The organism is Rhizobium sp. 57MFTsu3.2, assembly GCF_012932765.1.
Taxonomy (GTDB): Bacteria; Pseudomonadota; Alphaproteobacteria; order Rhizobiales; family Rhizobiaceae; genus Rhizobium; species Rhizobium altiplani.
Genome location: NZ_JDWI01000004.1, coordinates 41,142 through 65,539 on the forward strand (window position 1 = coordinate 41,142; position 24,398 = coordinate 65,539).

Annotated in this window: 26 protein-coding genes and 1 pseudogene; 11 read left to right on the plus strand and 16 right to left on the minus strand. The window is 59.6% G+C overall.

The window, feature by feature from the left end; genetic code table 11:
- Positions 1 to 46 precede the first annotated feature (46 nt).
- From AF71_RS06035 to AF71_RS06045, 3 genes are all read left to right on the plus strand, one after another.
- On the plus strand, positions 47 to 838 hold the full coding sequence (locus AF71_RS06035) for an ABC transporter ATP-binding protein (protein ID WP_169680343.1): 792 nt from the start codon (positions 47 to 49) through the stop codon (positions 836 to 838).
- Positions 835 to 1,689: an ABC transporter permease subunit gene (locus AF71_RS06040; RefSeq protein ID WP_169680345.1), complete on the plus strand. Its 855-nt coding sequence runs from the start codon at positions 835 to 837 to the stop codon at positions 1,687 to 1,689. Before AF71_RS06035 ends, AF71_RS06040 begins: the two co-directional genes overlap by 4 nt.
- Positions 1,690 to 1,754: 65 nt before the next feature.
- Positions 1,755 to 3,110, plus strand: a complete 1,356-nt coding sequence (locus AF71_RS06045; protein WP_169680346.1) for an LLM class flavin-dependent oxidoreductase — start codon at positions 1,755 to 1,757, stop codon at positions 3,108 to 3,110.
- Here the strand turns inward: AF71_RS06045 and AF71_RS06050 are convergent, their stop codons facing one another.
- The 4 genes from AF71_RS06050 to AF71_RS31295 form a co-directional block, all read right to left on the minus strand.
- A complete protein-coding gene (locus AF71_RS06050) occupies positions 3,111 to 3,764 on the minus strand; it encodes a methionine ABC transporter permease (protein ID WP_025660810.1) in 654 nt (217 codons plus the stop codon).
- The gene (locus AF71_RS06055) at positions 3,745 to 4,827 is read right to left on the minus strand and encodes a methionine ABC transporter ATP-binding protein (RefSeq protein WP_169680347.1); all 1,083 of its coding nucleotides are present in this window, start codon (positions 4,825 to 4,827) and stop codon (positions 3,745 to 3,747) included. The genes AF71_RS06050 and AF71_RS06055 overlap by 20 nt, the downstream gene beginning before the upstream one ends.
- A 93-nt stretch (positions 4,828 to 4,920) precedes the next feature.
- On the minus strand, positions 4,921 to 5,754 hold the full coding sequence (locus AF71_RS06060) for a MetQ/NlpA family lipoprotein (protein WP_169680348.1): 834 nt from the start codon (positions 5,752 to 5,754) through the stop codon (positions 4,921 to 4,923).
- Positions 5,751 to 5,966, minus strand: a complete 216-nt coding sequence (locus AF71_RS31295) for a hypothetical protein (protein WP_192240847.1) — start codon at positions 5,964 to 5,966, stop codon at positions 5,751 to 5,753. The genes AF71_RS06060 and AF71_RS31295 overlap by 4 nt, the downstream gene beginning before the upstream one ends.
- A 67-nt stretch (positions 5,967 to 6,033) precedes the next feature.
- Between AF71_RS31295 and AF71_RS06065 the strand changes: the two genes are divergently transcribed.
- Positions 6,034 to 7,461, plus strand: coding sequence for an FAD/NAD(P)-binding protein (locus AF71_RS06065; protein WP_169680350.1), 1,428 nt, complete (start codon positions 6,034 to 6,036; stop codon positions 7,459 to 7,461).
- A 32-nt stretch (positions 7,462 to 7,493) separates the two neighbouring features.
- Here AF71_RS06065 and AF71_RS06070 read toward each other — a convergent pair whose 3' ends face one another.
- Entirely contained in the window at positions 7,494 to 8,030 is a 537-nt protein-coding gene (locus AF71_RS06070) for a hypothetical protein (RefSeq protein ID WP_169680351.1), read from the minus strand.
- Between the two features lie 213 nt (positions 8,031 to 8,243).
- Here AF71_RS06070 and AF71_RS06075 point away from each other — a divergent pair, with 213 nt between their 5' ends.
- Genes AF71_RS06075 through AF71_RS06095 form a run of 5 tightly spaced genes read left to right on the plus strand, consistent with a single transcriptional unit; the run spans position 8,244 to position 12,061 of the window.
- Positions 8,244 to 8,915 carry an amino acid ABC transporter permease gene (locus tag AF71_RS06075; RefSeq protein WP_018856166.1) on the plus strand — a complete coding sequence of 224 codons (672 nt, stop codon included), beginning with the start codon at positions 8,244 to 8,246 and terminating at the stop codon, positions 8,913 to 8,915.
- Positions 8,915 to 9,586, plus strand: coding sequence for an amino acid ABC transporter permease (locus tag AF71_RS06080; RefSeq protein ID WP_025660816.1), 672 nt, complete (start codon positions 8,915 to 8,917; stop codon positions 9,584 to 9,586). Before AF71_RS06075 ends, AF71_RS06080 begins: the two co-directional genes overlap by 1 nt.
- Before the next feature lies 1 nt (position 9,587).
- Positions 9,588 to 10,322 carry an amino acid ABC transporter ATP-binding protein gene (locus AF71_RS06085; protein ID WP_112644586.1) on the plus strand — a complete coding sequence of 245 codons (735 nt, stop codon included), beginning with the start codon at positions 9,588 to 9,590 and terminating at the stop codon, positions 10,320 to 10,322.
- Between the two features lie 9 nt (positions 10,323 to 10,331).
- Complete coding sequence (locus AF71_RS06090) at positions 10,332 to 11,249, plus strand: N(4)-(beta-N-acetylglucosaminyl)-L-asparaginase (RefSeq protein WP_169680352.1); 918 nt, start codon at positions 10,332 to 10,334, stop codon at positions 11,247 to 11,249.
- Between the two features lie 20 nt (positions 11,250 to 11,269).
- Positions 11,270 to 12,061, plus strand: a complete 792-nt coding sequence (locus AF71_RS06095; protein ID WP_169680353.1) for a transporter substrate-binding domain-containing protein — start codon at positions 11,270 to 11,272, stop codon at positions 12,059 to 12,061.
- Positions 12,062 to 12,099: 38 nt separating this feature from the next.
- On the opposite strand, the gene AF71_RS06100 is transcribed toward AF71_RS06095, so the two are convergent.
- Positions 12,100 to 13,101: a LacI family DNA-binding transcriptional regulator gene (locus AF71_RS06100; RefSeq protein ID WP_169680355.1), complete on the minus strand. Its 1,002-nt coding sequence runs from the start codon at positions 13,099 to 13,101 to the stop codon at positions 12,100 to 12,102.
- 153 nt (positions 13,102 to 13,254) lie between these two features.
- On the opposite strand from AF71_RS06100, the gene AF71_RS06105 reads away from it, so the two are divergent.
- Positions 13,255 to 14,619, plus strand: coding sequence for a M24 family metallopeptidase (locus tag AF71_RS06105; protein WP_169680356.1), 1,365 nt, complete (start codon positions 13,255 to 13,257; stop codon positions 14,617 to 14,619).
- Positions 14,620 to 15,349: 730 nt separating this feature from the next.
- Here the strand turns inward: AF71_RS06105 and AF71_RS06110 are convergent.
- From AF71_RS06110 to AF71_RS06150, 9 genes and pseudogenes are all read right to left on the minus strand, one after another.
- The gene (locus AF71_RS06110; protein ID WP_169680358.1) at positions 15,350 to 16,174 is read right to left on the minus strand and encodes a glycosyltransferase family 2 protein; all 825 of its coding nucleotides are present in this window, start codon (positions 16,172 to 16,174) and stop codon (positions 15,350 to 15,352) included.
- Positions 16,175 to 16,471: 297 nt separating this feature from the next.
- A complete protein-coding gene (locus AF71_RS06115; RefSeq protein ID WP_025660824.1) occupies positions 16,472 to 16,726 on the minus strand; it encodes a DUF2934 domain-containing protein in 255 nt (84 codons plus the stop codon).
- A 112-nt stretch (positions 16,727 to 16,838) separates the two neighbouring features.
- Positions 16,839 to 17,252, minus strand: a complete 414-nt coding sequence (locus AF71_RS06120; RefSeq protein WP_169680360.1) for a VOC family protein — start codon at positions 17,250 to 17,252, stop codon at positions 16,839 to 16,841.
- A gap of 3 nt (positions 17,253 to 17,255) precedes the next feature.
- Positions 17,256 to 18,353, minus strand: coding sequence for a Gfo/Idh/MocA family oxidoreductase (locus AF71_RS06125; RefSeq protein ID WP_169680362.1), 1,098 nt, complete (start codon positions 18,351 to 18,353; stop codon positions 17,256 to 17,258).
- A gap of 10 nt (positions 18,354 to 18,363) precedes the next feature.
- Positions 18,364 to 19,374: a Gfo/Idh/MocA family oxidoreductase gene (locus tag AF71_RS06130; RefSeq protein WP_018856156.1), complete on the minus strand. Its 1,011-nt coding sequence runs from the start codon at positions 19,372 to 19,374 to the stop codon at positions 18,364 to 18,366.
- A gap of 395 nt (positions 19,375 to 19,769) precedes the next feature.
- The gene (locus AF71_RS06135; RefSeq protein WP_169680364.1) at positions 19,770 to 20,213 is read right to left on the minus strand and encodes a nuclear transport factor 2 family protein; all 444 of its coding nucleotides are present in this window, start codon (positions 20,211 to 20,213) and stop codon (positions 19,770 to 19,772) included.
- Between the two features lie 369 nt (positions 20,214 to 20,582).
- Positions 20,583 to 21,171 (minus strand): annotated as a pseudogene (locus tag AF71_RS06140) (ATP-dependent DNA ligase); the annotation flags it as partial.
- A 40-nt stretch (positions 21,172 to 21,211) separates the two neighbouring features.
- The gene (locus tag AF71_RS31510; RefSeq protein WP_169680365.1) at positions 21,212 to 21,544 is read right to left on the minus strand and encodes a hypothetical protein; all 333 of its coding nucleotides are present in this window, start codon (positions 21,542 to 21,544) and stop codon (positions 21,212 to 21,214) included.
- Between the two features lie 281 nt (positions 21,545 to 21,825).
- Entirely contained in the window at positions 21,826 to 22,278 is a 453-nt protein-coding gene (locus tag AF71_RS06150; protein WP_169680366.1) for a DUF411 domain-containing protein, read from the minus strand.
- Positions 22,279 to 22,422: 144 nt separating this feature from the next.
- On the opposite strand from AF71_RS06150, the gene AF71_RS06155 reads away from it, so the two are divergent.
- Positions 22,423 to 22,626: a heavy-metal-associated domain-containing protein gene (locus tag AF71_RS06155; protein ID WP_169680367.1), complete on the plus strand. Its 204-nt coding sequence runs from the start codon at positions 22,423 to 22,425 to the stop codon at positions 22,624 to 22,626.
- A gap of 80 nt (positions 22,627 to 22,706) precedes the next feature.
- On the opposite strand, the gene AF71_RS06160 is transcribed toward AF71_RS06155, so the two are convergent.
- The gene (locus AF71_RS06160; protein WP_169680368.1) at positions 22,707 to 24,167 is read right to left on the minus strand and encodes a multicopper oxidase family protein; all 1,461 of its coding nucleotides are present in this window, start codon (positions 24,165 to 24,167) and stop codon (positions 22,707 to 22,709) included.
- Between the last annotated feature and the right edge of the window lie 231 nt (positions 24,168 to 24,398).

A 24,398-nucleotide genomic window follows, 5' to 3' on the forward strand; every position in this document is an offset into this window, starting at 1 on the left:
CGCTGGCGCGATATCGCGCCAGCGTCACAACATGAAGAGACGGCACATGCTCAAAGTCGATCACGCAAGCGTCTATTTCCGGACGCGGGATGGCCGGACGGTCCATGCCCTGGATCGCGTTTCTCTCGATATTCCAGACAACAGCTTCGTCGTGGCACTTGGTGCATCGGGTTGCGGCAAGTCCACACTCCTCAATGCGATCGCGGGCTTCCTGCCGCTGTCCTCGGGCACGATTACTCTTGATGGGCGACCGGTCACGCGCCCTGGCGCGGACCGAGGCGTCGTGTTCCAGAAGGATACCCTGCTGCCTTGGAAGTCGGTCGTCGACAATGTCGCACTTGGCCTTCAGTTTACGGGTACTCCAAAAGCTGCGCGGCGTACTCGCGCGGAAGAGCTTCTGTTTCTCGTCGGTTTGAAAGACTTCGCGAAAGCCTTTCCCTACGAATTGTCGGGTGGCATGCGCCAGCGCGTCGGGATTGCCCGCGCCCTTGCCGCCGATCCTGATGTGCTTTTGATGGACGAGCCTTTCGGAGCCCTGGACAGCCTGACGCGTGAACAGATGCAGGAACTCCTCGTATCGATCTGGAAAACAACAGGAAAACGCATTTTCTTCATCACGCATTCGATCGAGGAAGCTCTGTTCCTCGGGACGCAGCTTGTGGTGATGTCGCCGCGTCCCGGCCGCATTGTGGCGCGCTTCGAACTCGATTTCGTTCGCGAATTTGCCCGCACTGGCGACGCCCGATCGATCAAGATGGCACCGCAGTTTGCCGGTTTGCGAGAAGAAATCCGGACCATTCTGCATGGCTCCGACGAGATCAGGAGTGCGGCAGAATGAGCAATGTCCTCGAAACGACGGGCGTGGTCGTGCGGGCCGAAACGGACCAACCGAAAACCGTCGAGATGAACGGGTTCGGCGTCGGCGAACGCAATACGCTTGTCATCAGCTTTGCGACGGCCGTCGCTTTGATTGGAACCTGGTGGCTGATCGCCAGACTGGGGTTGGTACCGCGTCTTTTCCTGCCAACACCACAGGAGGTCGCCACGCAGATCGGAGCCGTCTATCATGACGGCTATGCCGGCGCGTCGCTCGGCGAACATATTTCGGCAAGCCTGTTCAGGATTGCAACGGCAGCTGCCATCGCCATTGCCGCCGGCATCCCGATCGGCCTGCTGATGGGGCTCAATCGCTGGGCGAAGGGCATCTTCGACACACCGATCGAATTCTACTGGCCGCTACCGCCCCTCGCCTATCTGCCGCTGATGATCATCTGGCTCGGCATCGGCGAGACGTCGAAGGTAACGCTTCTCGTGCTTGCCATGTTCGCACCGATTTGCCTTTCGGCGCAGGCTGGCGTGCGCGCCCTGCCGATCGAGCGCGTCAACGCGGCGCGGTCGCTTGGCGCCCGGCCCTGGCAGCTTCTTGTCAGCATCGTTTTGCCATCGGCTCTGCCGGAGATCCTGACGGGTATCCGCATTGCGCTTGGCGTCGGCTGGGGCACGCTCGTTGCAGCGGAGTTGATCGCCTCCAACCGCGGCATCGGCTACATGATCATGTCGGCATCCCAGTTTCTGGCAACCGACGTTGTCTTCGTTGGCATCGGCATCATCGCTGCCTGTGCATTTGCCTTCAGCGCTGCCGTTCGCCTCTTGGAAGCAACCCTCGTTCCGTGGAAAGGTAAGAGCTAGGGGTACGCAAAGCGTCCCTCGTGGCTCAAGACGGTGCCGGGTCTACCGGCCCAGGGAATGATTGTATGGAGCAGATGCAGATCTACGCGTTCGACATGAACTGCGTCGGTCATATCAATCACGGCATGTGGACGCATCCACGCGATACGTCCCTTCACTATACCGACCTCGACTACTGGGTGGACTTTGCCCAGACAGCCGAGCGGGGCAAGCTGGACGGGATATTCCTGGCGGATATCGTTGGAGTCTACGATGTCTACAAGGGAAGTCCGGCACCCGTCATCGAGGCTGGCGCGCAGATCCCGGTCAACGACCCGCTGATGCCGATCTCGGCAATGGCCTATGTCACCAAGCATCTCGGCTTCGGGGTAACGCTCAACACGACCTACGAGCCGCCGTACCTGTTGGCGCGGCGCATGTCGACGCTCGACCACCTGACAAAGGGTCGCATCGGATGGAACATCGTCACCGGCTATCTCGACAGTGCTGCGCGCGCGATGGGTTTCGACAAACTGCCGGAACACGACGCGCGCTACGACGCGGCCGAGGAATATCTCGAAATCCTCTACAAGCTCTGGGAGGGCAGCTGGGACGACGATGCGGTACTTGGCGACAAGGCGCGAGCCGTCTTCGCCGACCCGTCCAAAGTCCGAGCCGTCAAGCACGACGGGCAATACTACAAGATGGAGGGCATTCATCTCTCGCAGCCTTCGCCACAGCGCACGCCGCTGCTCTTCCAGGCAGGCGCTTCGACGCGCGGGCAGGATTTCGCGGCCCGACACGCCGAATGCGTCTTCATCGCGTCGCCGACCCCGCAGGCGGCAAGGCCGACCGTGGCGGCCCTGAAGCACAAGGCGGCGGCATCAGGGCGCGGGGCGGATGCCTTGCGCGTTCTCGGCCTTGTGACGGTTGTCGTTGGTCGCACCGAAAAGGAGGCATTCGACAAGCTCGAAGACTACCGCCGCCATGCGAGTGTCGAAGCTTCCCTGGCGCACTATTCGGCCTCGACAGGCATTGATTTCTCCAAATACGGCCTCGACGATCCGATCGAGCAGAAATCCACCAATGCCAATCAGTCTGCGCTCGCCGCAATCACCAGGGAAGCGCCAAAGCCGGTGACGCTGCGCCAGATCATTGATCAAATGGTACTCGGCAGCCGTATGAAACCGATTGTCGGCTCGGCCGAGCAAGTGGCGGACCGCCTGGCGGCATGGGTTTCCGATGGCGGTGTGGACGGCTTCAACCTGGCGCGCACGGTGGCGCCGGAAAGCCTGCGCGACTTCGTCGATCTCGTCGTTCCCGTGCTGCAGGAGCGCGGGCTGTTCAAGGCGGACTACACCGAGGGACCTCTCAGGCAGAAGCTGTTTGGCGGCAGCGGCAGGCTGCCATCCTCGCACCCTGCCGCTGCGTTTCGCCGCTGACTACCTGTGGTCAAGCCTTTCGACCAGTCGATCGCCGAGCCACTGTATGCCGCAGACAAGCACGATCAGGACGGCAACGACTGCCACCATGACGGTCGTCTCGAAGCGCTGGTAGCCATAGCGGATGGCAAGGTCGCCGAGACCGCCAGCGCCGATTGCACCGGCCATTGCCGAGGCCCCGATCAGGGTCACCAAAGTGACCGTGAAGCCGGCCACGATGCCGGGTAAAGCTTCCGGTACCAATACTTCGCGAATGATCGTCCAGCGATTGCCGCCCATGGCGCGCACCGCATCGATCAGTCCGCGATCGACCTCGCGCAGCGACACTTCCGCGATCCGTGCATAATAGGGCGTTGCGGCAATGGCGAGCGGGACGATGGCCGCCCAGGTGCCAAGCGCAGTGCCGACGATCAGGCGCGTCACCGGGATCAGGGCCACCAGCAGGATGATGAACGGCACGGAACGGAACCCGTTGATGATGGCCCCAAGGATACCGTTTATCCAGGCGTTCTCGGCCATGCCGCCTTTGTTCGTGAGAACGAGCGCGAGACCGAGCGGCAGGCCGAAGACCAGCGAAATCAGTCCGGATGCACCCGTCATCAGGATCGTTTCCCAGAGGGAACGAAGCAGAAGATCAAACATGATCGGTGTCATAGCCAAGGACCTCCACCCGCGCAGAGCGAGCCTTCAGAAACTGCAGAACCTTGTCCTTGAGCGCAGGGTCGCGCATCGGGACAGCAATGAAGAACCGCGCCACCGGCTGGTTCTGGATATGGTCGATACCGCCGTGGACGAGCCGGAAAGATTGCGGCAGCGCCGCAGACAGGTCGGCAAAGACCGCGCCCTGTGCGGCGAGGCCCGCCATGTCGATGCTTATGATCGCTTCCTCCCCTGATGTCGGCGAAAGGCGGGCGGCGATATGCTCCGGCAATTGCGGGCGGCTGCCGGACAGCAGACTCTGGGTGATCGGCGCTTTTGGGTCAGCGAACACCGACCAAACCTGTCCTTCCTCCACGATCCGGCCGGCATCGATGACGGCGACGCGATCGGCAATGCTGCGGACGACTTCCATCTCATGCGTGATGAGGATGATGGTGAGGCCGAGCTTGCGGTTGATGTCCTTCAGAAGGGCCAGGATCGACCGTGTGGTCTCGGGATCGAGCGCCGATGTCGCCTCGTCGGACAAGAGCAAGGCAGGGCGTGCGGCAAGCGCGCGCGCAATGCCCACCCGCTGCTTCTGGCCACCGGACAGGGACGATGGATAAGCCTTCGCCTTACCCGCGAGACCGACAAGCTCCAGCAATTCATGTGCGCGCCTCAGGCGCTCGGTCTTTGCCACGCCGGCGATCTTCAGCGGCAGTGCGACATTCTCCTCGACCGTCCTGGAGGCCAGCAGGTTGAAATGCTGGAAGATCATTCCGACGCGGCGGCGAAGCGGCTGCAACTCATCTTCGTCGAGACCAACGATGCTGCGCCCCTCGATTTCGATTAAGCCGCGATCCGGACGCTCCAGGCCGTTGAGGCAGCGGATCAATGTGGATTTGCCGGCTCCACTGCGCCCGATTACACCCAGGATTTCTCCCTTGTGGACGGTGAGCGCTACGCCATCGAGGGCCGGGGTGGTGCCGAAATGCCGATGTACGTCGACCAGGCGGACCACCGCCTCAGCAGTTGCTTGCGGCGTCTCGATTACAGAGGCCGTTACAATTGAATTCATAGTCTTTCCCTTCGGAAACGCCCAAGGCGGCCCGGGCAAGGAACGCCCGGGCCGCCTTGTTCAACGCGCCTAACCCCTCGGCGCGAATGTCGATCAGTAGGCGCTGAGGCCGGTTCCCTTATACACCTTGTCGAACTCCGCCTTGACCGCATCGTTCTGGTAGGACGAGACCAGCGTCTTCACCCAGTCTTCGTTCTCGCTGCCCTGCTTGACAGCGATGAAGTTGCGGTACGGATTGTCAGCGATAGGTTCCTGCGCAATGCGGTCGGCCGCCGAGAGGCCGGCCTTCAGGGCCCAGTCGGTGTTCACCACTGCCGCATCCAGATCATCGATGGCACGGCCGACCACACCGGCATCAAGCTCCTTGATCTCGACGTTCTTCGGGTTCTCGGTAATGTCGGTAACGGTCGCGAGGATGCCGGTACCGTCCTTGAGCTTGATGATGCCTTCGTTTTGAAGAACGCGTAGCGCACGACCTTCGTTCGATGGGTCGTTCGGAACGCCGATCGCCGCACCTTCGGCGAACTCGGCGATGGTCTTGTGCTTTTTCGAATAAAGGCCGATCGGCCAGACGCCGGTGTATCCGACCGGGACGATATGATAGCTATGCTGCTTTATCTGGTTGTCGAGATAGGGCTTGTGCTGGAAGGCGTTGGCGTCGATTTCGCCGCGCTCCAGCGCCTCGTTCGGCTGCGTATAATCGTTGAAGACGATCGCTTCGATCGTCAGGCCCTTCTTGGCGGCTTCGGCGGCCACAACGCGCCAGACGTCTTCGTCCTCGCCACTCATGATGCCAACCTTGATCGATTTGTCTTCGGCGAAGGAAGCGACAGGCGATGCAAATGCGATCAGAGCGATCGTGGAGGCGGCGATCGCGGCAAGGCTTGCGCGACGCGTCAGGCTGGATTTGGACGTCTTCTTGTTCATTGTGGTGTTTCCCGTCTTGAATTGATGAGGCAAGCCTCGAACGGCCAGATAATTTCAAAATCGCCGAGGATAAACCAAGCAAGCCCATCTCTATTGCGCTGCAGCACGGAAAAACTCTTCGGTGCTTTGGCGGGATAGCGGGATAAAAATTCTACTAATTTTGTAGAATATTGAAGTTGCTGTCCTGGCTGTGAGCCTTTAAATTGAACCATCGGGGCGCGAGGGACAAAACGCGCCTTACAAGACGATCTGGGTCGCGATCAAGTGAAGCAGGGCAGCGTGACATCTCGACAGGACACCCGTGGCAAGACGTGTCGCCCCGTCGTGGCGATTATCGGCGGAGGCGTTTCTGGTGCGGGCGTTGCGTACCATCTGGCATCCTCCACATGCAGCCCGCCACCAACAATCGTGGTTTTCGAGCCACGAGAAGAGCTTGGCAGAGGGCTCGCCTACGACACCACCGATCCGACACATCGGATCAATGTTCCCGCCGCCCGCATGAGCCTGTTGCCGGATCGGCCGGAGGACTTCCTCGAATGGATGGCCCGCAACGATGCTGTCGCGGACGACCCGGACGCGTCCCGGCCGGATGGCAACCTCTTCCCCCGACGCCATGTCTTCGGCGCCTATATTGCTTCGGCGCTCGCTCCCCTGGTGCAAAGCGGGACCGTGCATCATCGCCGTGCGGCCGTTGTCGAGGTACGCCGGGACGGCAGGCGCTGGGAGATCTTCGATGACGAGGGCGGACGAACGGTTGCCGATTTCCTGGTGATCGCCACCAGCCATCCCGCGCCGTCAGCCCCTCGTGCTCTCAGCGTTCTCGAAGGACACCCCCGCTTTGTCGCCAACTCCACCGTTGCCGGCGCGCTCGACGTTGTCCGTCCGGCAGACCGGGTGCTGGTGGTCGGCAACGGCCTGACCGCAGCCGACATCGTCGCTTCGCTGACGCGTACCGGCCACCGCGGGAAGATCATATCGATTTCGCGCCGCGGATTGAGATCGCGAGGGCATGCTCCGTATCCACAGGAGCCGTTCGGTGCGTTTATGACCGCCCCGCCTCATAGCGCGACGGCGCTGCTGCGGGGGATCCGGCGGACCATTGCAGAAGCCACAGCCGCGGGATTGACGTGGCACGCCGTGATCGACCAGGTTCGCGGTCACGGCCACGCGATCTGGCAGAGCCTGCCGATTGCCGAACGCTGCAGGATCGTACGCCATATCAGGCCTTATTGGGACGCTCACCGGTTCCGCATCGCTCCGCAGGTGGAAGAGGTGCTGGAGCGAGCGATTGCCGAAGGAAGGATGGAGGTGTTGGCGGCCTCCGTCGCTCGGGTGCAACGTGACGGCGAGGCAATCCATGTGGAACTGAGACTGCGGCACGGCGCACCGCTACAGAAGACCTTTGATGCCGTCGTCGTCACAACCGGTCCCGCGCATGGAAGCATTTTGGAAAGCCAGGCGTGGCTCGCTCGCCTGAGCGATCAATCGCGCTTGCAGCTTGATCCGACCGGCCTCGGCATTGCATGTACCGAACGATCGGAGGCGATCAGTGCCGATGGCCGTCCTGATCCGACCTTGCTTATTTCCGGCCCCCTGGCCCGTGGGACATTTGGGGAGTTGATGGGACTGCCACAGATTACAGAACATGCCGTCCTTGTAGCCCGTGAGTTGGCCACAAAGGTGACGGCAACCGGCGAATACGCTTAGGCTCGCCTGACCTCGACAGGATGCGGCACTCGTCAGGACCCCGTTCGGCCGGTTTCGGCGAAGGGCTCGAGCTCTGGATCGAAGTCAACCTCCACGACATTGTTGAAGACCGCTGTTGCGAGCATGATGCCGGCAAAGGCCACGAGATCGACCAGCGTCTTGGCATCGTAGCGCCCTTTCAGCTGCGTCCAGATCTCGGCGGGAACCGCGTCGGAATTGGCAACGATCGCCGTGCCGAAGGCATCGAGCAGCGACTCTTCCTCAGAAAGTACCAAGGCCTCCGGGTCGAAACCTGCATTGATCAGTGCCCGGCGAAAGAAAGTGATGGCGATCCTTGAGTTCGCAGCTTTTGAAATGGAATGCGAGAAGATCCAGATCGGTCGATCCGCGATTGCAGAAAGCTCTGCGCGCAGCGTGAACCATTCGGCATAGATGCGGTGGGCGGCGGGCGAATGCAGCAAGGTACGCTTCATGTTCGTCATGCGCCCCCGTACCCTCATCTCCTCGTCATGCGCGGCCCGGATCTCTTCAGAGGCTGTGGTGTAGTCGATCTGCGGAATATGGCTCATGGCGGTGCTCGTTCGGTGGGTAAATCTGAATGACGCTTGAAAAGTCGGAAAGGCGGTGCCGCCCCAACTGCTTCAGGCACGGTGCAAATCCGCCGGACGAGACGAATCTCTCCGATCGCGCTGGATATAGCAGGAAATCTCCAGGGCGTTCTTGACAATGTTCGGTCATCGAGACACGATGAAACCGGTTTCACTCGTGCTCATGGAAAGATCGTGCGGCTCGACCTGTCGATTCTCTTGCCCCATCTTGGCTTTCTCGCACAAGGCGCGCTGCTGACAGCAGAAGCGTGTGTTCTCGCGCTCGTCGGCAGCGTCATCATGGGTGCGTTCGTGGCAATCGCCCGCACATCCTCGTCAGCGGCGCTGCGGCGAATTGCCTTCGTCTACGTCGATATCTTCCGCAACGTGCCGTTCATCGTGCAGCTGTTTTTCTTCTACTACGGCCTGCCCGAGATCGGTCTTTACATCGATGCGTTCACAACAGGCGTGATTGCGCTGTCGATCGCAGGCGGCGCATACGCGTCCGATATAATCCGCGCCGGTATCCTGGCGATCGATCAGGGCATCATCGAAGCAGCGGAGGTGAGCGGCTTGTCACGCAGGGTGATCTTCACCCGCATTGTCCTGCCGATCGCACTCAGGACATCCGTGCGCCCGCTCGGCTCGGTTCTGATCAACATGATCCTCACCTCTTCGATCCTGTCGACGATCACGCTCAACGAACTGACCGGCTCGGCGCAGATCGTGGTGTCGCAGACCTACCGGCCGTTCGAAGTCTATGTTGTGCTTCTCGTCGTCTATGCGGCTTTGACCTATCTCGTATCGCTCGCGATTGCGATCCTCCATCGCCGTCTCAACCGTGACATGATGGAGGCGGTTGCGTAATGCGCTTTGCCGATTTTACAGCCTTTGATCTGGTTCTTCTCGCACAAGGGCTCGGGGTCAATATCGCGCTCTTTCTCGCGACCTCGCTGATCGGCCTGGTGATCGGCATTGCCTGGGCAATTGTGCGCTACTACCGTGTGCCCGTCCTCAGCGAAGTGATCACCTTCGTTTCTGAACTCCTGAAGAATTCGCCGGTGCTGGTGCAGCTGTTTCTGGTGTTCTTTGGTCTGCCAGGGCTATTCCATATCCGTGTCACGCCGGTTACCGCGGCGACGATCACGCTGTCGGCCAATACAGCCGCCTTCATCTATGTCATCGCGGTTTCGGCAATCGAGTCCATCGGCCGTGATCAGATCGAGGCGGCGCGAGTCTTCGGGCTTACACGGTGGCAGGTCCTTCGACATGTGCTCGCCCCGCAGGCTGCCGCCTTCGCGGTCGGGCCACTGATTGCACTTCTCGTCAACCAGTTGCAGGTCACATCGCTGATCTCGGTGATCGGCGTGGTCGACCTTACCAAGATCGGCAACATCCTCAACATGCGAACGCTGAAGCCGTTTGTTGTATGGACGGCCGTTGGCTTGCTCTATTACGCCGCCGCCAAGCTGGTTGCCTTGCTTGGGACGCGCTTCGAAAATCGCCTTCGCGCCCACAGCGCCTGGAGGGGGCTCTGACATGATCAAAGTTGAAAACGTAAAAAAGGCCTTCGGCCAGACCACCGTGCTCGATGGTATCGATCTGACGATCGAGCCGGGCGAGGTCGTCTCGATCCTCGGCTCCTCCGGCTCGGGAAAGTCGACGCTGATCCGGTGCATCAATGGCCTGGAGAAGCTGAACGGCGGCCAGATCACGGTCGATGAGTTCGATGTCGGCAAACCCCGGGAACTGGCGGAGGCCCGCAAGCGGTCAGGTACGGTCTTCCAGCTCTTCAACCTCTATCCGCATATGACGGTGCTCGGCAACATCACGCTGGCGCCGATCGAGGTGTTGAAGAAACCGCGCGCTGAGGCGGAGGCGACGGCGCGCGCACTGCTCGAGTCGGTTGGTCTCGGGAGCCGGGCTGATGCCTATCCGGCGCAGCTTTCGGGCGGTCAGCGCCAGCGTGTCGGAATATGCCGGGCGCTTGCCATGCAGCCGCGCTATCTGCTGCTCGACGAAGTGACCAGCGCGCTTGATCCGGAGATGACGGCAGAAGTGCTGGCGATCCTTGCAAAGCTCGCCCAGGAAGGCACGACGATGCTGTTCGTGACGCACGAGGTCGAGTTCGCCAGGCAGATTTCGGACCGTATCGTGTTCCTCGACAAGGGCCGGCTGCTGGTCGACCTGCCGACCAAAGAGTTTTTCGCCGCCGACGGCGGCATGGCACAGCCGCGCGTCGCCCAGTTCCTTTCCAAGATGCGCAAAGATTAGAGGTTCAAGATGCTGCTTTTGGCCAATAAAGAAGCGTGGCCGGGTTTCCCGACCTCCGTGGAGATGCTGCGCGACGGTGCAATCAGCCTTGATGCAATGGTCGCCGGGATCAGCAAGGTGGAGAGCGAAGTCAAGGTCCGCAGCGTCGGCTATGGCGGCTGGCCCAACATGCTCGGCAACATGGAGCTGGACGCTGCGGTGATGGACGGCAACACACGTGATGTCGGGACAGTCGGTGCCGTGCCGAATACGCTGCCGGTGGCGCGTCTTGCCTATGAGGTGATGAAACGCCTTCCGCACGTCATGCTGACCGGCGACGGCGCTCGGCGCTTTGCAACTGAAATCGGTTTCGCAGAGGACGACGTGTTGTTCGAGGACAGCAGGCGGGTCTGGTGGGAGCGATTGGAAAGGGAACTGTCACCGGAGGATCTGGCGAAGTTTCCCAATATTCCGCTCGCGCCGTTGAGCCGCGCCATCACTGATCCGGAGCGTGTGCGCGATACGACCGTCTTCCTGTCGGCTGATTCAGCGCGCGGCATTCACGCCGCAACGTCCACCTCCGGCTGGGCGTGGAAATATCCAGGCCGCCTTGGCGATAGTCCGATCCCCGGCGCCGGCTTTTATGCCGACAGCCGCTATGGCGCTGCTGCCTGCACCCACACGGGTGAGATGACGATGCGCTGCTCGACAGCGCGCACCGTTGTTCTTGCAATGAAGCTTGGCTATTCGCTCTCCGACGCGGTGAAGCTTGCCGTCGATGAGCTCGATGAACTCTCCACCGGATTTCTCGCCGGCGTCGTGATCCATGCAGTCGACGCCGAGGGAAACCATGAGGTCGTGAATTTCAGATGCGAGGGCGAAATTCGCTACTGGCTCTGGGAGGAATCGATGCCCGAACCGGAACTGCGGGCAGCGAAACTGGCATAATCAAAAGAGGGAATGAAACCATGAAGCGTATTCTGACTACCCTTGCCGCCCTCGCCATCGCGGCCGGGTCGGCATTTCCGTCCTTTGCGGGAATGATCGATGACATCCGTTCGCGCGGCACCGTTCGGATCGGCGTATCGCTCGGCGGCGAGCCGATCGGCTTCCGTGACGCGCAGAACAATCCTGTTGGTTACGATGTCGACGTTGCGACGCTGCTCGCCCAGAAGCTCGGCGTACCCGTCGAATTCGTCGACGTCTCGGGTGACGCGCGGATCTCGATGCTCGTTTCGGGCCAGATCGACGTCGCCGTTGCCAACACCTCGGCAACGCTCGAGCGCGCCAAGACGGTGAACTTCACTATTCCCTACAATCGTGCTGGCTTGCGCATCATCGTTCAGAAGGATGCAGCTATCAAGGAGTTGAAGGACCTGGCCGGCAAGAAGGTTGTCGTCGGACGCGGCACGACGGGCGAGAGCTTCCTGAAGACCGCCGTTCCCGATGCCCAACTCGTCTACGTCGATCAGTTTGCTCCGGATGGCGTTCTCCAGCTGCAGCAGAAGCGCGTCGATGCGGCCATCGAAGATTCATCGCTGCTCGATTATCTGGCTACCAAGAATCCGTCGCTCGTGACGCTGCCTGGCCTCTATTCCAACGATCCGATCGGTATTGCCGTTGCCAAGGGTGACCCGGAATTCGTGCGCTGGCTCGACATGTTCGTTTCCGACTACATCCAGTCGGGTTCTTATGCGGCGAACTACAAGAAGTGGTGGGGTCCTGAATCCAATCCCCCTGCCCTGACCCCTCTGTGGTAACTTGAACTTCGGGCTGCCTCCTGGCAGCCCGTTTTCGTTTAAGCGGTGAGGCGGGGCACAAAACGTGTGGGCACCGTGATCGGCGGTTGACCCGGCGTGAAATTGCCAGGGTTGGCAACGGATTCAACGATATGGCGAACATAGAGCAGCTTGTCGTAGCCAATGGACGAGATCGGATAGGCATCGAAATCGGTCAGCGACAGATTGTCGAAACCGTAGAGCCGGAACCGCGACGGCCGACCAGCAGGAAAATCGGTCCGACAGACGTCAAGGATGCCCATCGCCATGGCATCGGATGTACAGAAGACCGCATCAGGACAATCGGCGCCGGCCAATGCGTTGGCCGCGGCATGCCCGCTCTCATAGGAATAGTCGCCCTGGACCGTCCGGGTAAGATTGATGCCGTAGCGCGAAAACGCCTCGTGGTAAGAGCGAATGCGTGCCTGCTCCACGGGAGAGGAGGCGCGGCCGGTGACGAGCCCGGCTGTACGCACCATCTTCGTCGCAGCGTCGGCCACAGCTTCCGCGATGCCAGCATCTTCGTCCGGGATGATTGCGGGGGAGAACTCGTCGTGCAGACCGTTCAGCATGATAACGCTGTCGGAACGGAACAAGCGACGGACAGTCGGGGCGTCAGCAAAGTCGGAGAAGACCAGGGCTGCGTCAACATGGTAGGCGACGCCGTTGCGCAGGAACTCGTCCACGCGCGCAACCGAGCCGATCCGGATCAATATGACCTGCTTGCCAATCGACTGGACCTGATCAATCAGCCGGTCGAACAGGTCGAGATCCGACAGATCGTGGATGTGGTTGACGACGACGGCGACCAGGTTGACGGTTTTGGTGGTCAGGCTCTGCGCCAGGAGGTTCGGCTTGTAGCCAAGGTTTGCGGCGGCGGCAATTACGCGCTCGCGCTTCTCGGACGATACCGGCCGCGGTTCGTTCGACAGCGCCCGGCTCGCGACGGCGCGCGAGACACCCGCCAAGCGCGCGACATCGGCAATCGTGGGAGGAGCGTCGCGGCTATTGTCGTGATTCATGATCGAGAGCTTTCCACCTTTGAAGGGGTGATATCGCAACGTTGCGTGCTTCGGCTATGCTAATCTTTTGTTGCTTGGCGGTCGGGCCGCAGCTGTACACGTTTTTGCGCCTTTTATCTTTGACTGGCTTTGATTTTCGCTTGGAGGAACTTGATGTCGATTAGTCTAGCACCTGTTGCATTGCCAAATTTCGGACCACTTGGAGCGCAGCCGAAAATCCCGTCGACGACCTACGCCGCGCGCGCGGACGCAGCCCTTGAGGCCGCTGGCACCGATTGGCTGGTCGTCTATGCTGATCGCGAGCATTTCGGAAACATCATGCATCTTTCCGGCTTCGAGCCCCGTTTCGAGGAGGCGCTGCTACTCCTCGGTCCTGGTGGGCGCCGCATCATCATCACCGGAAACGAATCCGAGAGCTATACGGCAATTGCCGGTCTTCCAGGTGTCGACGTATTGCGCGCGCAAACCTTCAGCCTCCTGGGACAGGACCGCAGTCAAAACCCGCGGCTCGGCGATCGACTGCGCGAGGCAGGGATCAAAAACGGAGATTCCATTGGACTGGTCGGCTGGAAATATCTCGCGGCCGAGGAGGACGAAGAATATGGGCAGAGTTTCTTCGTTCCCCATTTCATCGTGAATGCGCTGCGCCGGGCGATCGGTCATTCGGCGCGACTGGTCGATGCGACGCCTGTGCTCATGCACCCGGAAACCGGCCATCGCGCGATCATCGATGTCGATCAGCTCGCGGCCTTCGAATGGGCCGCCATGCGGTGCTCGGACGCGCTCTTCAGGGTCGTTTCCGGCGCAAGGGAGGGAGATACGGAATTCGAGGCTCTTGGCCGCCTCGGCTACGAGGGGGACCCTGTAAACGTCCACACCATGTTTGCTTCCGTCAGTGCCGGTGAGAGCATCATTGGTCTGCGAAGCCCGACGACCCGCTGCCTGAAGAAGGGAGACGGCGTAACGACCGCACTCGGTTACTGGGGGGCGTTGTCTTCGCGCGCCGGCCTGCTCACCGACCATGACGAGGCATTCCTGAAGCCCTCGAAGGCCTATTTCGAAGCCTTGATCACATGGTATGAGACCGCAGATATCGGCGTGACCGGCGGTGATCTGTTCTCCGCGGTCACCGAAAAGCTCAAATCCGCGGGTCTCAACTCAGCGCTGAATCCCGGTCACCTTGGAAGTCACGAGGAGTGGCTTCATTCACCCGTACGCCCCGGCTCGACCGAGCGCTTGCGATCCGGCATGCCGTTCCAGGTCGACGTGATACCGGTGCCGATGCCTGCCGGTTGGGCTCTCAATTGCGAAGACATGGTGGCCTTCGCGGACGTTGGGCTGCGCGAAGAGATACGCCAGCGCTATCCTGACATGCATGCCCGCATTGCCGCACGACGCACTTTCATGGAAGATCAGCTCGGCGTGACACTCTCCGACAATATTCTGCCGTTCTCTTCGACGCCGCTCTATTTGCCGCCATTCTGGCTGCGGTCGGGCAACGTCCTCGTGCGGAAATGACGGAGGCTTGTGGCGCTTGAGAAGTCGCGGGTTCGAACCCTGCCAAGGGCGCCCGGGCGCCGAGCGTCGCTCCTACGCCTTGCCCAGACTATGTTTCATCACGTGGGTTCCTGATAGCCAATTGTCGCTGCAGCCGAGCGCTGGCCTCATCGCCGTCCTCGATCGCAACAATTTCGACGGTTTGACCGTAGCGGGACAAGAAAAATGCGCGCTCCCTCTCTGCTTTTGCGAGAGAGTCGGAAACCATGCATATGTCAGACCCTTTTAGTAATGCGTATCGCATAAGTCTGCCCTCACTTGCCGGCTTCACAATCATAGATTGGCATTCCGGAAAATCAACTCTAGTCAGCACTGCTGGCGAACTTTAACGCAGCGATCCGCTCAGTTCTCTCCAGGACCCCATTCGAAGAAAAGAGGCACAGAGAAAATCAGCTCCCCTATGCCGATGGCAATGCATACGAGAGAAATCGCGATCAGGAGCTTTTCCATGCGCGACCTTAACCGCTCACTCGCCCATGTGCGAGCAGAAGATCCCGCGCCCGTCTGCTGTTATCCGGAAAAGGAGAGAACCATGACCGATCCCCGGACCAACTTTCTCGACTTAAGCTTGGACGGCAATGATCGTCGGCGAGAGTGGCATTTCTGGCATTCAGAAGATGACAAGCCGATCGAGATCGAGACGCTGGCTCCTGAATGGCAGAAGGCGCTTGGGTGGCTCTCTCAACAGGCATCACCGCCAGATACCGAAACGCTCCTGCATATACTCAATGCATCGACGGTTGGCTTCGGCGCGATTTGCACCCTCAATCGTTGCCCTGTAGAGCGAAGAAACCTCATGGGCGCCGGTCGAAAATGGCTCGGCGAGCCCGGCAGGAAGGTAAATCGCGATCCCCTTGACCGCGAGCATGCCGGAAAGCCAGTAATCGTCGACCGTCCAAAGAACGTTTGGAATGTCGTAGGCGAGATCGTCGAAGAACTCGGGGCGGACGACAACCCCGCCGAGGCCTTGGAAAATATCGGCATAACCGCCCCTTTCTATGAGGGTCGGCATCGGCCGGCGCACCTCAGCCCGGAAAACCTTCGTGGCGACCTTGTAGTGAAGCCTGCGGGCTCGAAGCGCCAACGTTAGCTTTCGCTTGCGCACCGCCCTAGGCAAAAACGGGGTCGAGGTTGCAAAGGCTTTCGGAACATCTTTACCGATCAGCGCGACACACTCGTTCGGCCGCTCTTTCTGCGCCAGGAATAGTCGCGAGGCCCAGTCGGACTCGAAGACCTTATCGTCGTCGCAAAAGAGGATCTGTGCGTCCTGCCCGAGGAATTCACGGGCAGCAAAAAGCACCTTGGACGCCGGTCCCATATCATCGTCGGGGCGCACAATCGTAATCCCGTCAGGAACGGCAGGAAGTGACCCGTCATACTCCGGAAACCGCCGATATCGCTTTGGAATGTAGAGCCGTATTTCGTCGATCGGACCGTTCTGATCAACGAGACTGTTCAGGGTCGGAGCGAGCTTGGCGAACCGAGGGGGAATGCTGGAGAGTGATATGATCCGCAATGGGTGCTCGATGAAAATGTAACCCGCTGATCAAATTCAGGTGTCGCTACCGTGCCATTTGCGGTCACGGCAAGTCAAGGCCAGAACACCTGTGAAGCGTCATATGCGGATCACGGCAACTGACGAAGCAAATTGGCCTCGTATTCTGACTTGGAACGCACTGCTAGGGGCCTACCGGCCGAATACCACCACGACTCGCCGGCCGAGGTAGGGCGCGCCTTTCTTGAAGCGACATACACAGCGAGAAGCCCGGCAGCGCACGCATTCTTCCAGGTTCTGCCATAAAATGGGTGTTACTCAGGCAGATGCCTTTTGCTCCTCTCCGCGGACACCGACGCCGATTTCAACGTCGTTCGGGTGCATCAAGCGGCGCATGGTCCGCAGCCGCTCGATGAGGTCACTGCCGTCGACCGAGGCGCGGGTCAGTTCGAGCTGCTGATACTCGCGTGCCGCCTGCTGCCAATGTTCGCCACCGCGCCCCTCCGGCCGTCCTTCGGCTTCCCAAAGTGCGTAAGCGCGCTGATTGATCCAGTCGTCTTTGCTGCGTGACATAACAAGCCCAGCCGTGAAGGAACGTATTGTTGCCTTCAGGCTGACAAACGAGCATTACGGAGTCGTTACCGCAGTGCAAAAAAATACGCTTCGGGGGCCTTCTCGTTTGCGATCAGTCGAGCTTCCGTTCATCACGGCGTTCGGCGAGCTCGACGATGATACCATCGGGGTCGCGAAGGAATGCCACCCGGTCCAGCACCTCCGAATTGACGGCGGGACGCGGTCGCTCCTTGATTGCCACTCCGGCAGCCTCCAGCTTCGCGAAGCTTTCATCGACGTTATCGACAAGGAAGGTAATGTGCAGCACGCCCGATGTTGCGGCTGCAAGATCAGAGGCAGGCCCCGCGCCGCCGGGCGGCGCAAAAATCTCAAGCATGCCATTGCCACTATCCAGGAATGCCACTTCAGTGCCGTTCCCCATCGTCTTTCGTAAATGAAGGCGCAGACCCAGGAGGTCGCGGTAAAAGGCCAGTGACCTGTCCATGTCGCCGGTGACCATGCCGACATGCTCGAAGCTCTTGATCATGGATCAGGCCCCGGCCGCCAGACGCCGCTCTTCTTCCGGCAACCAGGAATGGTAGAGCGGATGATCGGAAAGGATCGGCAGCGGCGTCGGCTTGCCGGTGCGCTGCGAATGATAGGCCGCCGTGACGAGCTCCAGTGAGTTGCGAGCATCCTCCAACGTCACCGGCGGCTCGCCTCCCGATGTCAGCGCATGGTGGAACAGTTCGAACTGTCTGGTATAGCCGTCTTCCTTGACCACATAACCGGCCAGCGCCTCATCGACGAGCTGCTGATGCTCCCCGGTCCCGGCAACGAAGCTCCAGGGGTCCCGGCCCATCGTGTAGGGCTCGAGAATACTTTCCGCGACGAGATCCGAAAAGCAGAACCGCAGACGCGAGATTTCTTTCCGTGAGCCCAGTGTCATCGACAGCGTCGCCAGCGAGCCGTTCTTCATCTTTACCGAAAGGGCTGCCGTATCCTCGACCTGGATCGGGTTTACGAGTGTCGCCCCGTAGGAAAAGATTTCGGCGCAGGCGCCGTGAACATAGTTCAGCATGTCATGCGCATGGATCGCGTGACCAAGCAGACCGCCACCCAGCTCGGTCACCCATTTTCCGCGCCACGGGACGGCATAATAGTCGGGGCCGCGCCACCAATGTGTTTCGATCGTGGTGAGGAACGGCGTCCCGGTCAGGCCTAGATCGATCAGCATTTTCAGCTTCTGAAGTCCCGAGCCATACCGGTACTGAAATATCGGCATCAGTTGCGGACCTTCGGCTCGCGCTACGATCCTAGCCATCTCGTCCACTTCGGCGATAGAGCCGAAAAGCGGCTTCTCGCAGATGACATGTTTTCCCGCCTCGATTGCCTTGCGGCAGAGCTCGAAATGCGAACTTGGCGGGGTGCAGATATCGATGATGTCAAGATCCGCACGAGCGATCATCGTCTCGGCATCCTGGGTATATTCGGGAATGCCAAACTCCTCGCAAAGCGCTTGGCCGCGTTCCTCGTCCAGCGAACAAAGGACCGCAACCTCAAACAGATCCTTGTTCCAGGCAAAGCCTGTCAGGTGGCGCGAGGCGATCCCCGCTCCGATGATGCCGACACGAAACTTCTTGGACATGGCGGATTCCTCAACGATGACCCAGGCGCGCTGCCCTTGATTGTGCTTCCAGCGAAAGGCGGCAGACTTCGTAAACATGAGCCTGGGACATCGCCGTCTCCGTACGGTCGCGCACGTCGGCGGCGAAGGCATCGAAATAGTCGAGCTTTTCGCCGCTGCAATCGATGTGGGTCATCTCCGTGCCGTTGACGAGGAAGAGGTGGTCCTTGCCGGGCCGTCCGGCGATATCGATGTATTTGCGCAGTTCGATGTAGCCTTCGGTGCCAAGGATGGTCAGGCGACCATCCCCCCAGGTCGGCAGCGCCTCTGGGGTGAACCAGTCGACACGCACATAGCCCGAGGCTTTCTCGGAGCGAAGCAGTACCTCGCCGAAGTCCTGAAAGGCCGGCTTGTCGGACATGCCGAAGTTTCCGACCGAGCTTGCGACAACCTCGCCGCTGGTCGAGCCCGTATAGAAGAGAAACTGGTCGACCTGATGCGAAGCTATATCCACGATGATGCCGCCGAACTGCTCCGGATCGAAGAACCAGGCGGGGCGTGTGGGCAACTGCAGCCTGTGCGGCCCCATGCCGAGCGTCTGGATCACCGTGCCGATCGCCCCCTCCTTGACGAGCTTGCCCGCCTTGACAGCGGATCGCACGCAATGGCGCTCGGAAAAGCAGATCGAAAAGATGCGACCGGTGTCGGCGACGGTGCGCTTGACTTCCTCGAGTTGGGCAAAAGTCGTCACGCCTGGCTTGTCGGTCATGACATCCTTGCCGGCCTTCATCGCACGGACGGCCAATCCGGCGCGGTCGCGCGGGATTGCGGCGATGCAGATCACGTCGATCGAAGGATCAGCGAAGATCCTATCGCGATCGATCTGCGGCGTATCCGGATAGGTCTTCTTGAAGTTTTCCAAGAGCGCTGGCACTGAGGTCTGCGGGCAGTATCCAACGAACTCGGCACCGGCCGCAAGCAGGCCCTTCACATGATCAAACGTGTGCCCATGATCGATCCCGACGACGGCAAATCTCAACATAACAGCAATGTCCTCCTGGAAATTTCTAGCGTGCAGTCTTGAGCCCTGCGCGGTCTCCTCTGGTCGAAGCAGACAGCGAAACTCAGAGGCTGTCAAGATTGGAAAGGCAGTGGAATTTCGGAGAAATCATGCTAACCATAGGAAAATACATGAGAAATTTTTGTATCTAAATAGTTATTTAATTGATTGCGGCGAGCTAAGGCATGTCGGCGGCTGTGCTCGGGGCTTGCTATTCACTTCTTAGGGAGGCGGATATTGGCTCCTGGCATTACAAAGGATGCCCTAAGATCAGCCGGAGCAGGTCCAAGTCTCTGCCTGCGGACCAGGGTCATATCCTCAGTGACCTTCGGCGGCACCGAAGCGGACCTAATCCAAGACGAAAGAACACCAAGCTCCTATGGCTTCAGATCGAGCATCGCCTTCCCGCTGCCATCCATTGCAAACGGGACGGACGCATGCTGATGGGCCACCAGCCACCGCCCTTCCCTTTTCACAAGGCCTAAAGTCTGGCGAAACCAGAGGTCGACCATTGCACCGTCCGTTTTCGTGCCCGTCATATGGACGAGGCCACTCCAGAAGGCCACGTTCGCGCCGATCGTGAGCTTGCCGTCCTGCACATCGCCGCCGATCGGGCCGTCCCAGGTGTCGAACCACTCTTGGAGTCCGGCCTCATCCTTGCCGTAGTACGCGAGAGGTGGGGCAAGCGAGAATTCCACGGAGTCGGCTGCGTCGAACGATAACGCCTGCTTTGCGTTTTTCTCCCCGATTGCGGTCGCGCGCATCATCAGCATGGCGACAATTGCTTCTTCGTCTGTGCTGTGGGCTTTTGCATAGGTCATTCCGGATACTCCTCCTTCTTACCAAGGACGGACGAAAGAGATGAATTCCGACATCGATGATGATGAAATTCTTGAACTTGCATCCCGCCTTGGACGTCGAGGGGGTCCCCGAGCGTCGGCTTCCTCGTGTGCCTTGATGTCAGATCCTCATGGCTGCCCAGAACGATCTGGCCCTACTCGTGCAACCAGCTCCGGCGAGAATTTCTGCTGCGAACGTGACAGCTGCCCAAAGCAGTTTGTGCTCTGCCTAGCGATAGCGAGCGCCCTTTGAACGACGGCGGCTCCAAGGGCCACATCGCAATCTTCTTGTCTCCAAGGAGCGCCATGTAGCTTCCAGCCGTCGACGCAGGCCGCTCAACAATTCAGCGATCAACCAGCCTTCAGAATTTGAAAGACGACAGCGGCGTTGTCTAGCACCTCACGCAGCCCTTTATAGGAAGAGTGCCGAAGCTTCCCGTCCTGCGTCCAGGAACGGAACACGACCTCTGTGATAAGCGTGGGCTGGACCCAGACCAAGTTCTTGCGCCTGCCGCTGTAAGAGACCGGAGGCGTCTTCCGTTTGATCTGATCCAGCGGAGCTTCTCGGCGACGCTCATGCGAAAGCCGGTCCCAACAGACCCAACGTATACCCAGTCGCCACCGTTTCGGGCAGCGAGAAGTAGATTCCGATCCCTCCCCTCGCAACCGACGACTGCTCGTATCCGACGACAGTGAAGCTGTCACTCTGGATACTTTTGATCTTAACCCAGTCTCCGAGGCGACCGGAGCGATAAGCGCTATCCTTGCGCTTGGCAATGATGCCTTCAAGATCGTGTCCGCACGCGGCCAAAAGGATGTCCTGACCGTTGCCATCGATGACCTCGGATAGACGTATGGCTGCCTGCTCGTTGCGCAAAAGCGAATCCAGGAAGAACCGGCGCGACGAAAGCTCCATCTTCCGAATATCGTGACCCGTGAAAGGACATAAAATCAGCGTTGAGTTTGCTTTCGCCGCGTCGTCAGAAGTTCATCGGTGGCGCATAGAAACAGCGAACCGTATCTTCGTTGGGAAACAAGCAAAGATGGAAAAGTCCATCGGGCGACTCCAGCGTTTTCGATTGCGGAACCAGGAAAACATGTTGGCGGGTCGCGAGGCGATGATCGCCGGGCTTCAAGGTGATTTGGTATCCCGCGCCGCTAGGGTGCACCGTTTCCGACCGGATCGGCTGACAGTCGCCAGTTTCATCATCCCCGTTGCAGCAGAACGCTTCGTATTTGAAGCCCGACGGTGCGTGATGTGCCTCTGCAACGCTCCAAAAAGCGATCAACATGCATGCAAGGAATAGCCGCATCATAATCCTCCAGCTGGTCAACGGTCCCAAGACCACGATAATTGGAATCCTCTCCCGAGCACCTTATAAATCGACCCTGCATCAACGGGAGGATGAGCCACGTCGGGTCGCCGTAAACATCAACACGCCAATCCAACCCTGGTTCGTGCCCATCGACTGCGGCCGAAGCGGTGCGTGCGCCCCCGATTGAAAATCAAGGCAGACCCCCAGATCGCCCTCATCGCAGCGCTGTTTTTCGGAACTGCGATGATATTTATCGGATGGCATGCAGTTATGGGCCGCTAGGCCTTCCCCATGTGCATGAACACTGTAGGCTTCATGTCTGGTTTGCTTAGGCTGTAGACCTCGTAGGAGGCATTGGGATCATCTCCCATCCCCAGCGACCCGGCTGGCATGCCAGGTGCCGCAAGACCGGCAATCTGCGGCCGTTCGTTCATGATCTTTTGGACGGCCTCCAGTGGGACGTGCCCCTCGAAGAAATAGCCGCCAACGACAGCCGTATGGCAACCTTGCATATTTTCGGGGATGCCCAGCCTCGCTTTCACTGCAGTGAAATCCTCGTTGCGAACGACTACGTTGAAATCAGCGTCGGCCATGGCTCGACCCCAGGCCTCACAGCAGCCGCAACTTGGGTCCTTGTAAAGGTCCATCTGGACCTGTGAAGCACGCGCGGGGCCAGTCAAAGCGGCAACTGCACCGGTCGCGGCGAGACACATAAAAGCTCTGCGTTTCATCTCGTTTTCCTTTTCCATCATCCATAAATCGGGTGCCAGCGACTCCCTGTGTGTATTTCTCGGCCACGAATGCGGTGTGGCCCCTTGACCTTCCAACCTTGGGAAGCGCCACGTGTTACAGGTCACTTGAATTGGAGACCTTCGATGTACGAATTCAACATCAAGAACATGACCTGCGGCCACTGTGCGGGCACGGTGGAAAAGGCAATCAAAGCCGCCGATCCCACCGCTCAGGCCAAGGTCGACCTCCCGACCCGGACGGCTAAGGTCGAAACGGCTCTCGACCCTGCCACTATTGCGGCGGCTATCGAGAACGCGGGTTACCCGAACACCTTCACCTCTCTCTAGTCCTCGCGGGCCGCGCAAGAGCCCGCCTTGACAAAGAAGCGCAGATGCCCCCGGGAGTGGATGGGACATCTGCGCCGACATCAGGCCTCGTACCCGATGTATGTCATCATCCCGCTCGCCATGTGGTACAGGTGATGACAATGGAATGGCCAATGGCCGGGGTTATCGGCGTCGAACGCAACAGTCACCGTCGACATCACCGGCAACAGGATTGTATCGCGGATGGCCCCGGTCACACGTCGTCCGTTGACCCCGACGACCTGGAACTTGTGGCCATGTAGATGCATCGGATGAGACATCATCGACATGTTCCTGATCCCGATTTCGACGCGGTCTCCCGAAGTGACATCAAGAGCGTCGCCCTGGATGGTCCATGCGTACTTCGTCATGTCTCCAGAAAGCGTGACCTCGTAGGACTTGTCGATCCGACGTTTTGCCAAGGGTGTTAGTGGCCGGAGACCTTGTTCGAGGTCGAGCCCAAGTAATGGACCGTTTGCATCACCACTTGTGGCAATCCTTGTGACATCCGTGCCGGGGGTGGCGAGGACAAACCCTGTCCGTTGAGGTGCGCCCTCACGAAGCGCAAGGACAGGGAAACTGCCACCCTCCTTCGGAACCGCCACTACGATATCCAGGCGTTGGCCCATTGTGGCTGGGAACTGCTGCCCCTGAACCGGCTCGATCTCGTGGCCATCGACGGCAACCAGTGTTGCGTCCAATCCTCCAGTGTCGATGGTGAAACCAGTAGCCGTCGCGCCATTGATCAGCCGGATGCGAACGCGCCCGCCTTTCTCGACCTGGAAGACCTCTGGATCATCAAGCGTGCGGTCATTGGCGAGGTAGGCATCGTATTCGATGTCGTTGATGTCCATCCCTCCCATCGCCATTCCGTTGCCCATGGGCATTTTGCCCATGTCCATCTTCATGGAACCGCCGGACATGTTCATCATGGACCCCATGTCATGCCCCATGTCCATGCCTCCACCTTTGCCTTTCAGATCGGCAAGCAACTCCTCGGGGGATTTGAACGAGAAGTCGTGCAACAGAACGACGACCTCCTGCTCGTCGCGCTTCCTGTCGTCGGCCGTGTGGATAATCAACGGCGCGGCAAGGAGACTCTGCTCTTGCAGCGTGTGGGCATGCATCCAGTGGGTCCCGCCGTATGCAAGGGGGAAGTTATAGTGTCGGCTTTCGCCCGGCTTGATTAGGGCGGCGGGATTGTCCGGTACGCCGTCCTGGTCCCATGGCGGCGTCAGCCCATGCCAGTGGATCAGTGTTGGGGCGTCGATCTGGCTCGACAATTCTACATCAAAGGCCGCGTCAGCATCGAGTATCAGCCCCGGCGAGCCGTTTGGCCGAGTCAACCCGAGAACGCTCGCAGGCTTTCCATTTACCTCGATGGTTCTCTTGACGATGTTCAGCTTCTGGGTTGATCCCGCCACAGGATTGGTCTCGGCACCTGCCCGGGTGGCGACAGAGTTGACGAGGGCATAGGTGGCGGCCGCAGCCACTGTGCGGGTGAGAAATTCGCGTCTGTACATATTCGTTGTCCGGTTTCGAGAATCTGGGCGCAATGCGCCAGCGAAGAAACGTCAGACACCAATACGAGGCGGATCGAGCCCGGGCGGCACCGAGTGGCCTGTCAACGGAGAGACCTGTATCCCATAGACGACTAAGTGAGACACCTGCAGGAATTCTGAACCTCCAGAGTAGAAAGGTGTCGCACATATCGAGCAAGTCGAAACGCAACAGTTTCCGGCGACCGGATGCGA

Coding starts and splice junctions, on each gene's coding strand:
- AF71_RS06035 (WP_169680343.1), top strand. CDS start 47: ATGCTCAAAGTCGATCACGCAAGCGTCTATTTCCGGACGCGGGATGGC.
- AF71_RS06040 (WP_169680345.1), top strand. CDS start 835: ATGAGCAATGTCCTCGAAACGACGGGCGTGGTCGTGCGGGCCGAAACG.
- AF71_RS06045 (WP_169680346.1), top strand. CDS start 1,755: ATGGAGCAGATGCAGATCTACGCGTTCGACATGAACTGCGTCGGTCAT.
- AF71_RS06050 (WP_025660810.1), bottom strand. CDS start 3,764: ATGACACCGATCATGTTTGATCTTCTGCTTCGTTCCCTCTGGGAAACG.
- AF71_RS06055 (WP_169680347.1), bottom strand. CDS start 4,827: ATGAATTCAATTGTAACGGCCTCTGTAATCGAGACGCCGCAAGCAACT.
- AF71_RS06060 (WP_169680348.1), bottom strand. CDS start 5,754: ATGAACAAGAAGACGTCCAAATCCAGCCTGACGCGTCGCGCAAGCCTT.
- AF71_RS31295 (WP_192240847.1), bottom strand. CDS start 5,966: ATGGTTCAATTTAAAGGCTCACAGCCAGGACAGCAACTTCAATATTCT.
- AF71_RS06070 (WP_169680351.1), bottom strand. CDS start 8,030: ATGAGCCATATTCCGCAGATCGACTACACCACAGCCTCTGAAGAGATC.
- AF71_RS06080 (WP_025660816.1), top strand. CDS start 8,915: ATGCGCTTTGCCGATTTTACAGCCTTTGATCTGGTTCTTCTCGCACAA.
- AF71_RS06085 (WP_112644586.1), top strand. CDS start 9,588: ATGATCAAAGTTGAAAACGTAAAAAAGGCCTTCGGCCAGACCACCGTG.
- AF71_RS06090 (WP_169680352.1), top strand. CDS start 10,332: ATGCTGCTTTTGGCCAATAAAGAAGCGTGGCCGGGTTTCCCGACCTCC.
- AF71_RS06095 (WP_169680353.1), top strand. CDS start 11,270: ATGAAGCGTATTCTGACTACCCTTGCCGCCCTCGCCATCGCGGCCGGG.
- AF71_RS06100 (WP_169680355.1), bottom strand. CDS start 13,101: ATGAATCACGACAATAGCCGCGACGCTCCTCCCACGATTGCCGATGTC.
- AF71_RS06105 (WP_169680356.1), top strand. CDS start 13,255: ATGTCGATTAGTCTAGCACCTGTTGCATTGCCAAATTTCGGACCACTT.
- AF71_RS06115 (WP_025660824.1), bottom strand. CDS start 16,726: ATGTCACGCAGCAAAGACGACTGGATCAATCAGCGCGCTTACGCACTT.
- AF71_RS06120 (WP_169680360.1), bottom strand. CDS start 17,252: ATGATCAAGAGCTTCGAGCATGTCGGCATGGTCACCGGCGACATGGAC.
- AF71_RS06125 (WP_169680362.1), bottom strand. CDS start 18,353: ATGTCCAAGAAGTTTCGTGTCGGCATCATCGGAGCGGGGATCGCCTCG.
- AF71_RS06130 (WP_018856156.1), bottom strand. CDS start 19,374: ATGTTGAGATTTGCCGTCGTCGGGATCGATCATGGGCACACGTTTGAT.
- AF71_RS06135 (WP_169680364.1), bottom strand. CDS start 20,213: ATGACCTATGCAAAAGCCCACAGCACAGACGAAGAAGCAATTGTCGCC.
- AF71_RS31510 (WP_169680365.1), bottom strand. CDS start 21,544: ATGCGGCTATTCCTTGCATGCATGTTGATCGCTTTTTGGAGCGTTGCA.
- AF71_RS06150 (WP_169680366.1), bottom strand. CDS start 22,278: ATGAAACGCAGAGCTTTTATGTGTCTCGCCGCGACCGGTGCAGTTGCC.
- AF71_RS06155 (WP_169680367.1), top strand. CDS start 22,423: ATGTACGAATTCAACATCAAGAACATGACCTGCGGCCACTGTGCGGGC.
- AF71_RS06160 (WP_169680368.1), bottom strand. CDS start 24,167: ATGTACAGACGCGAATTTCTCACCCGCACAGTGGCTGCGGCCGCCACC.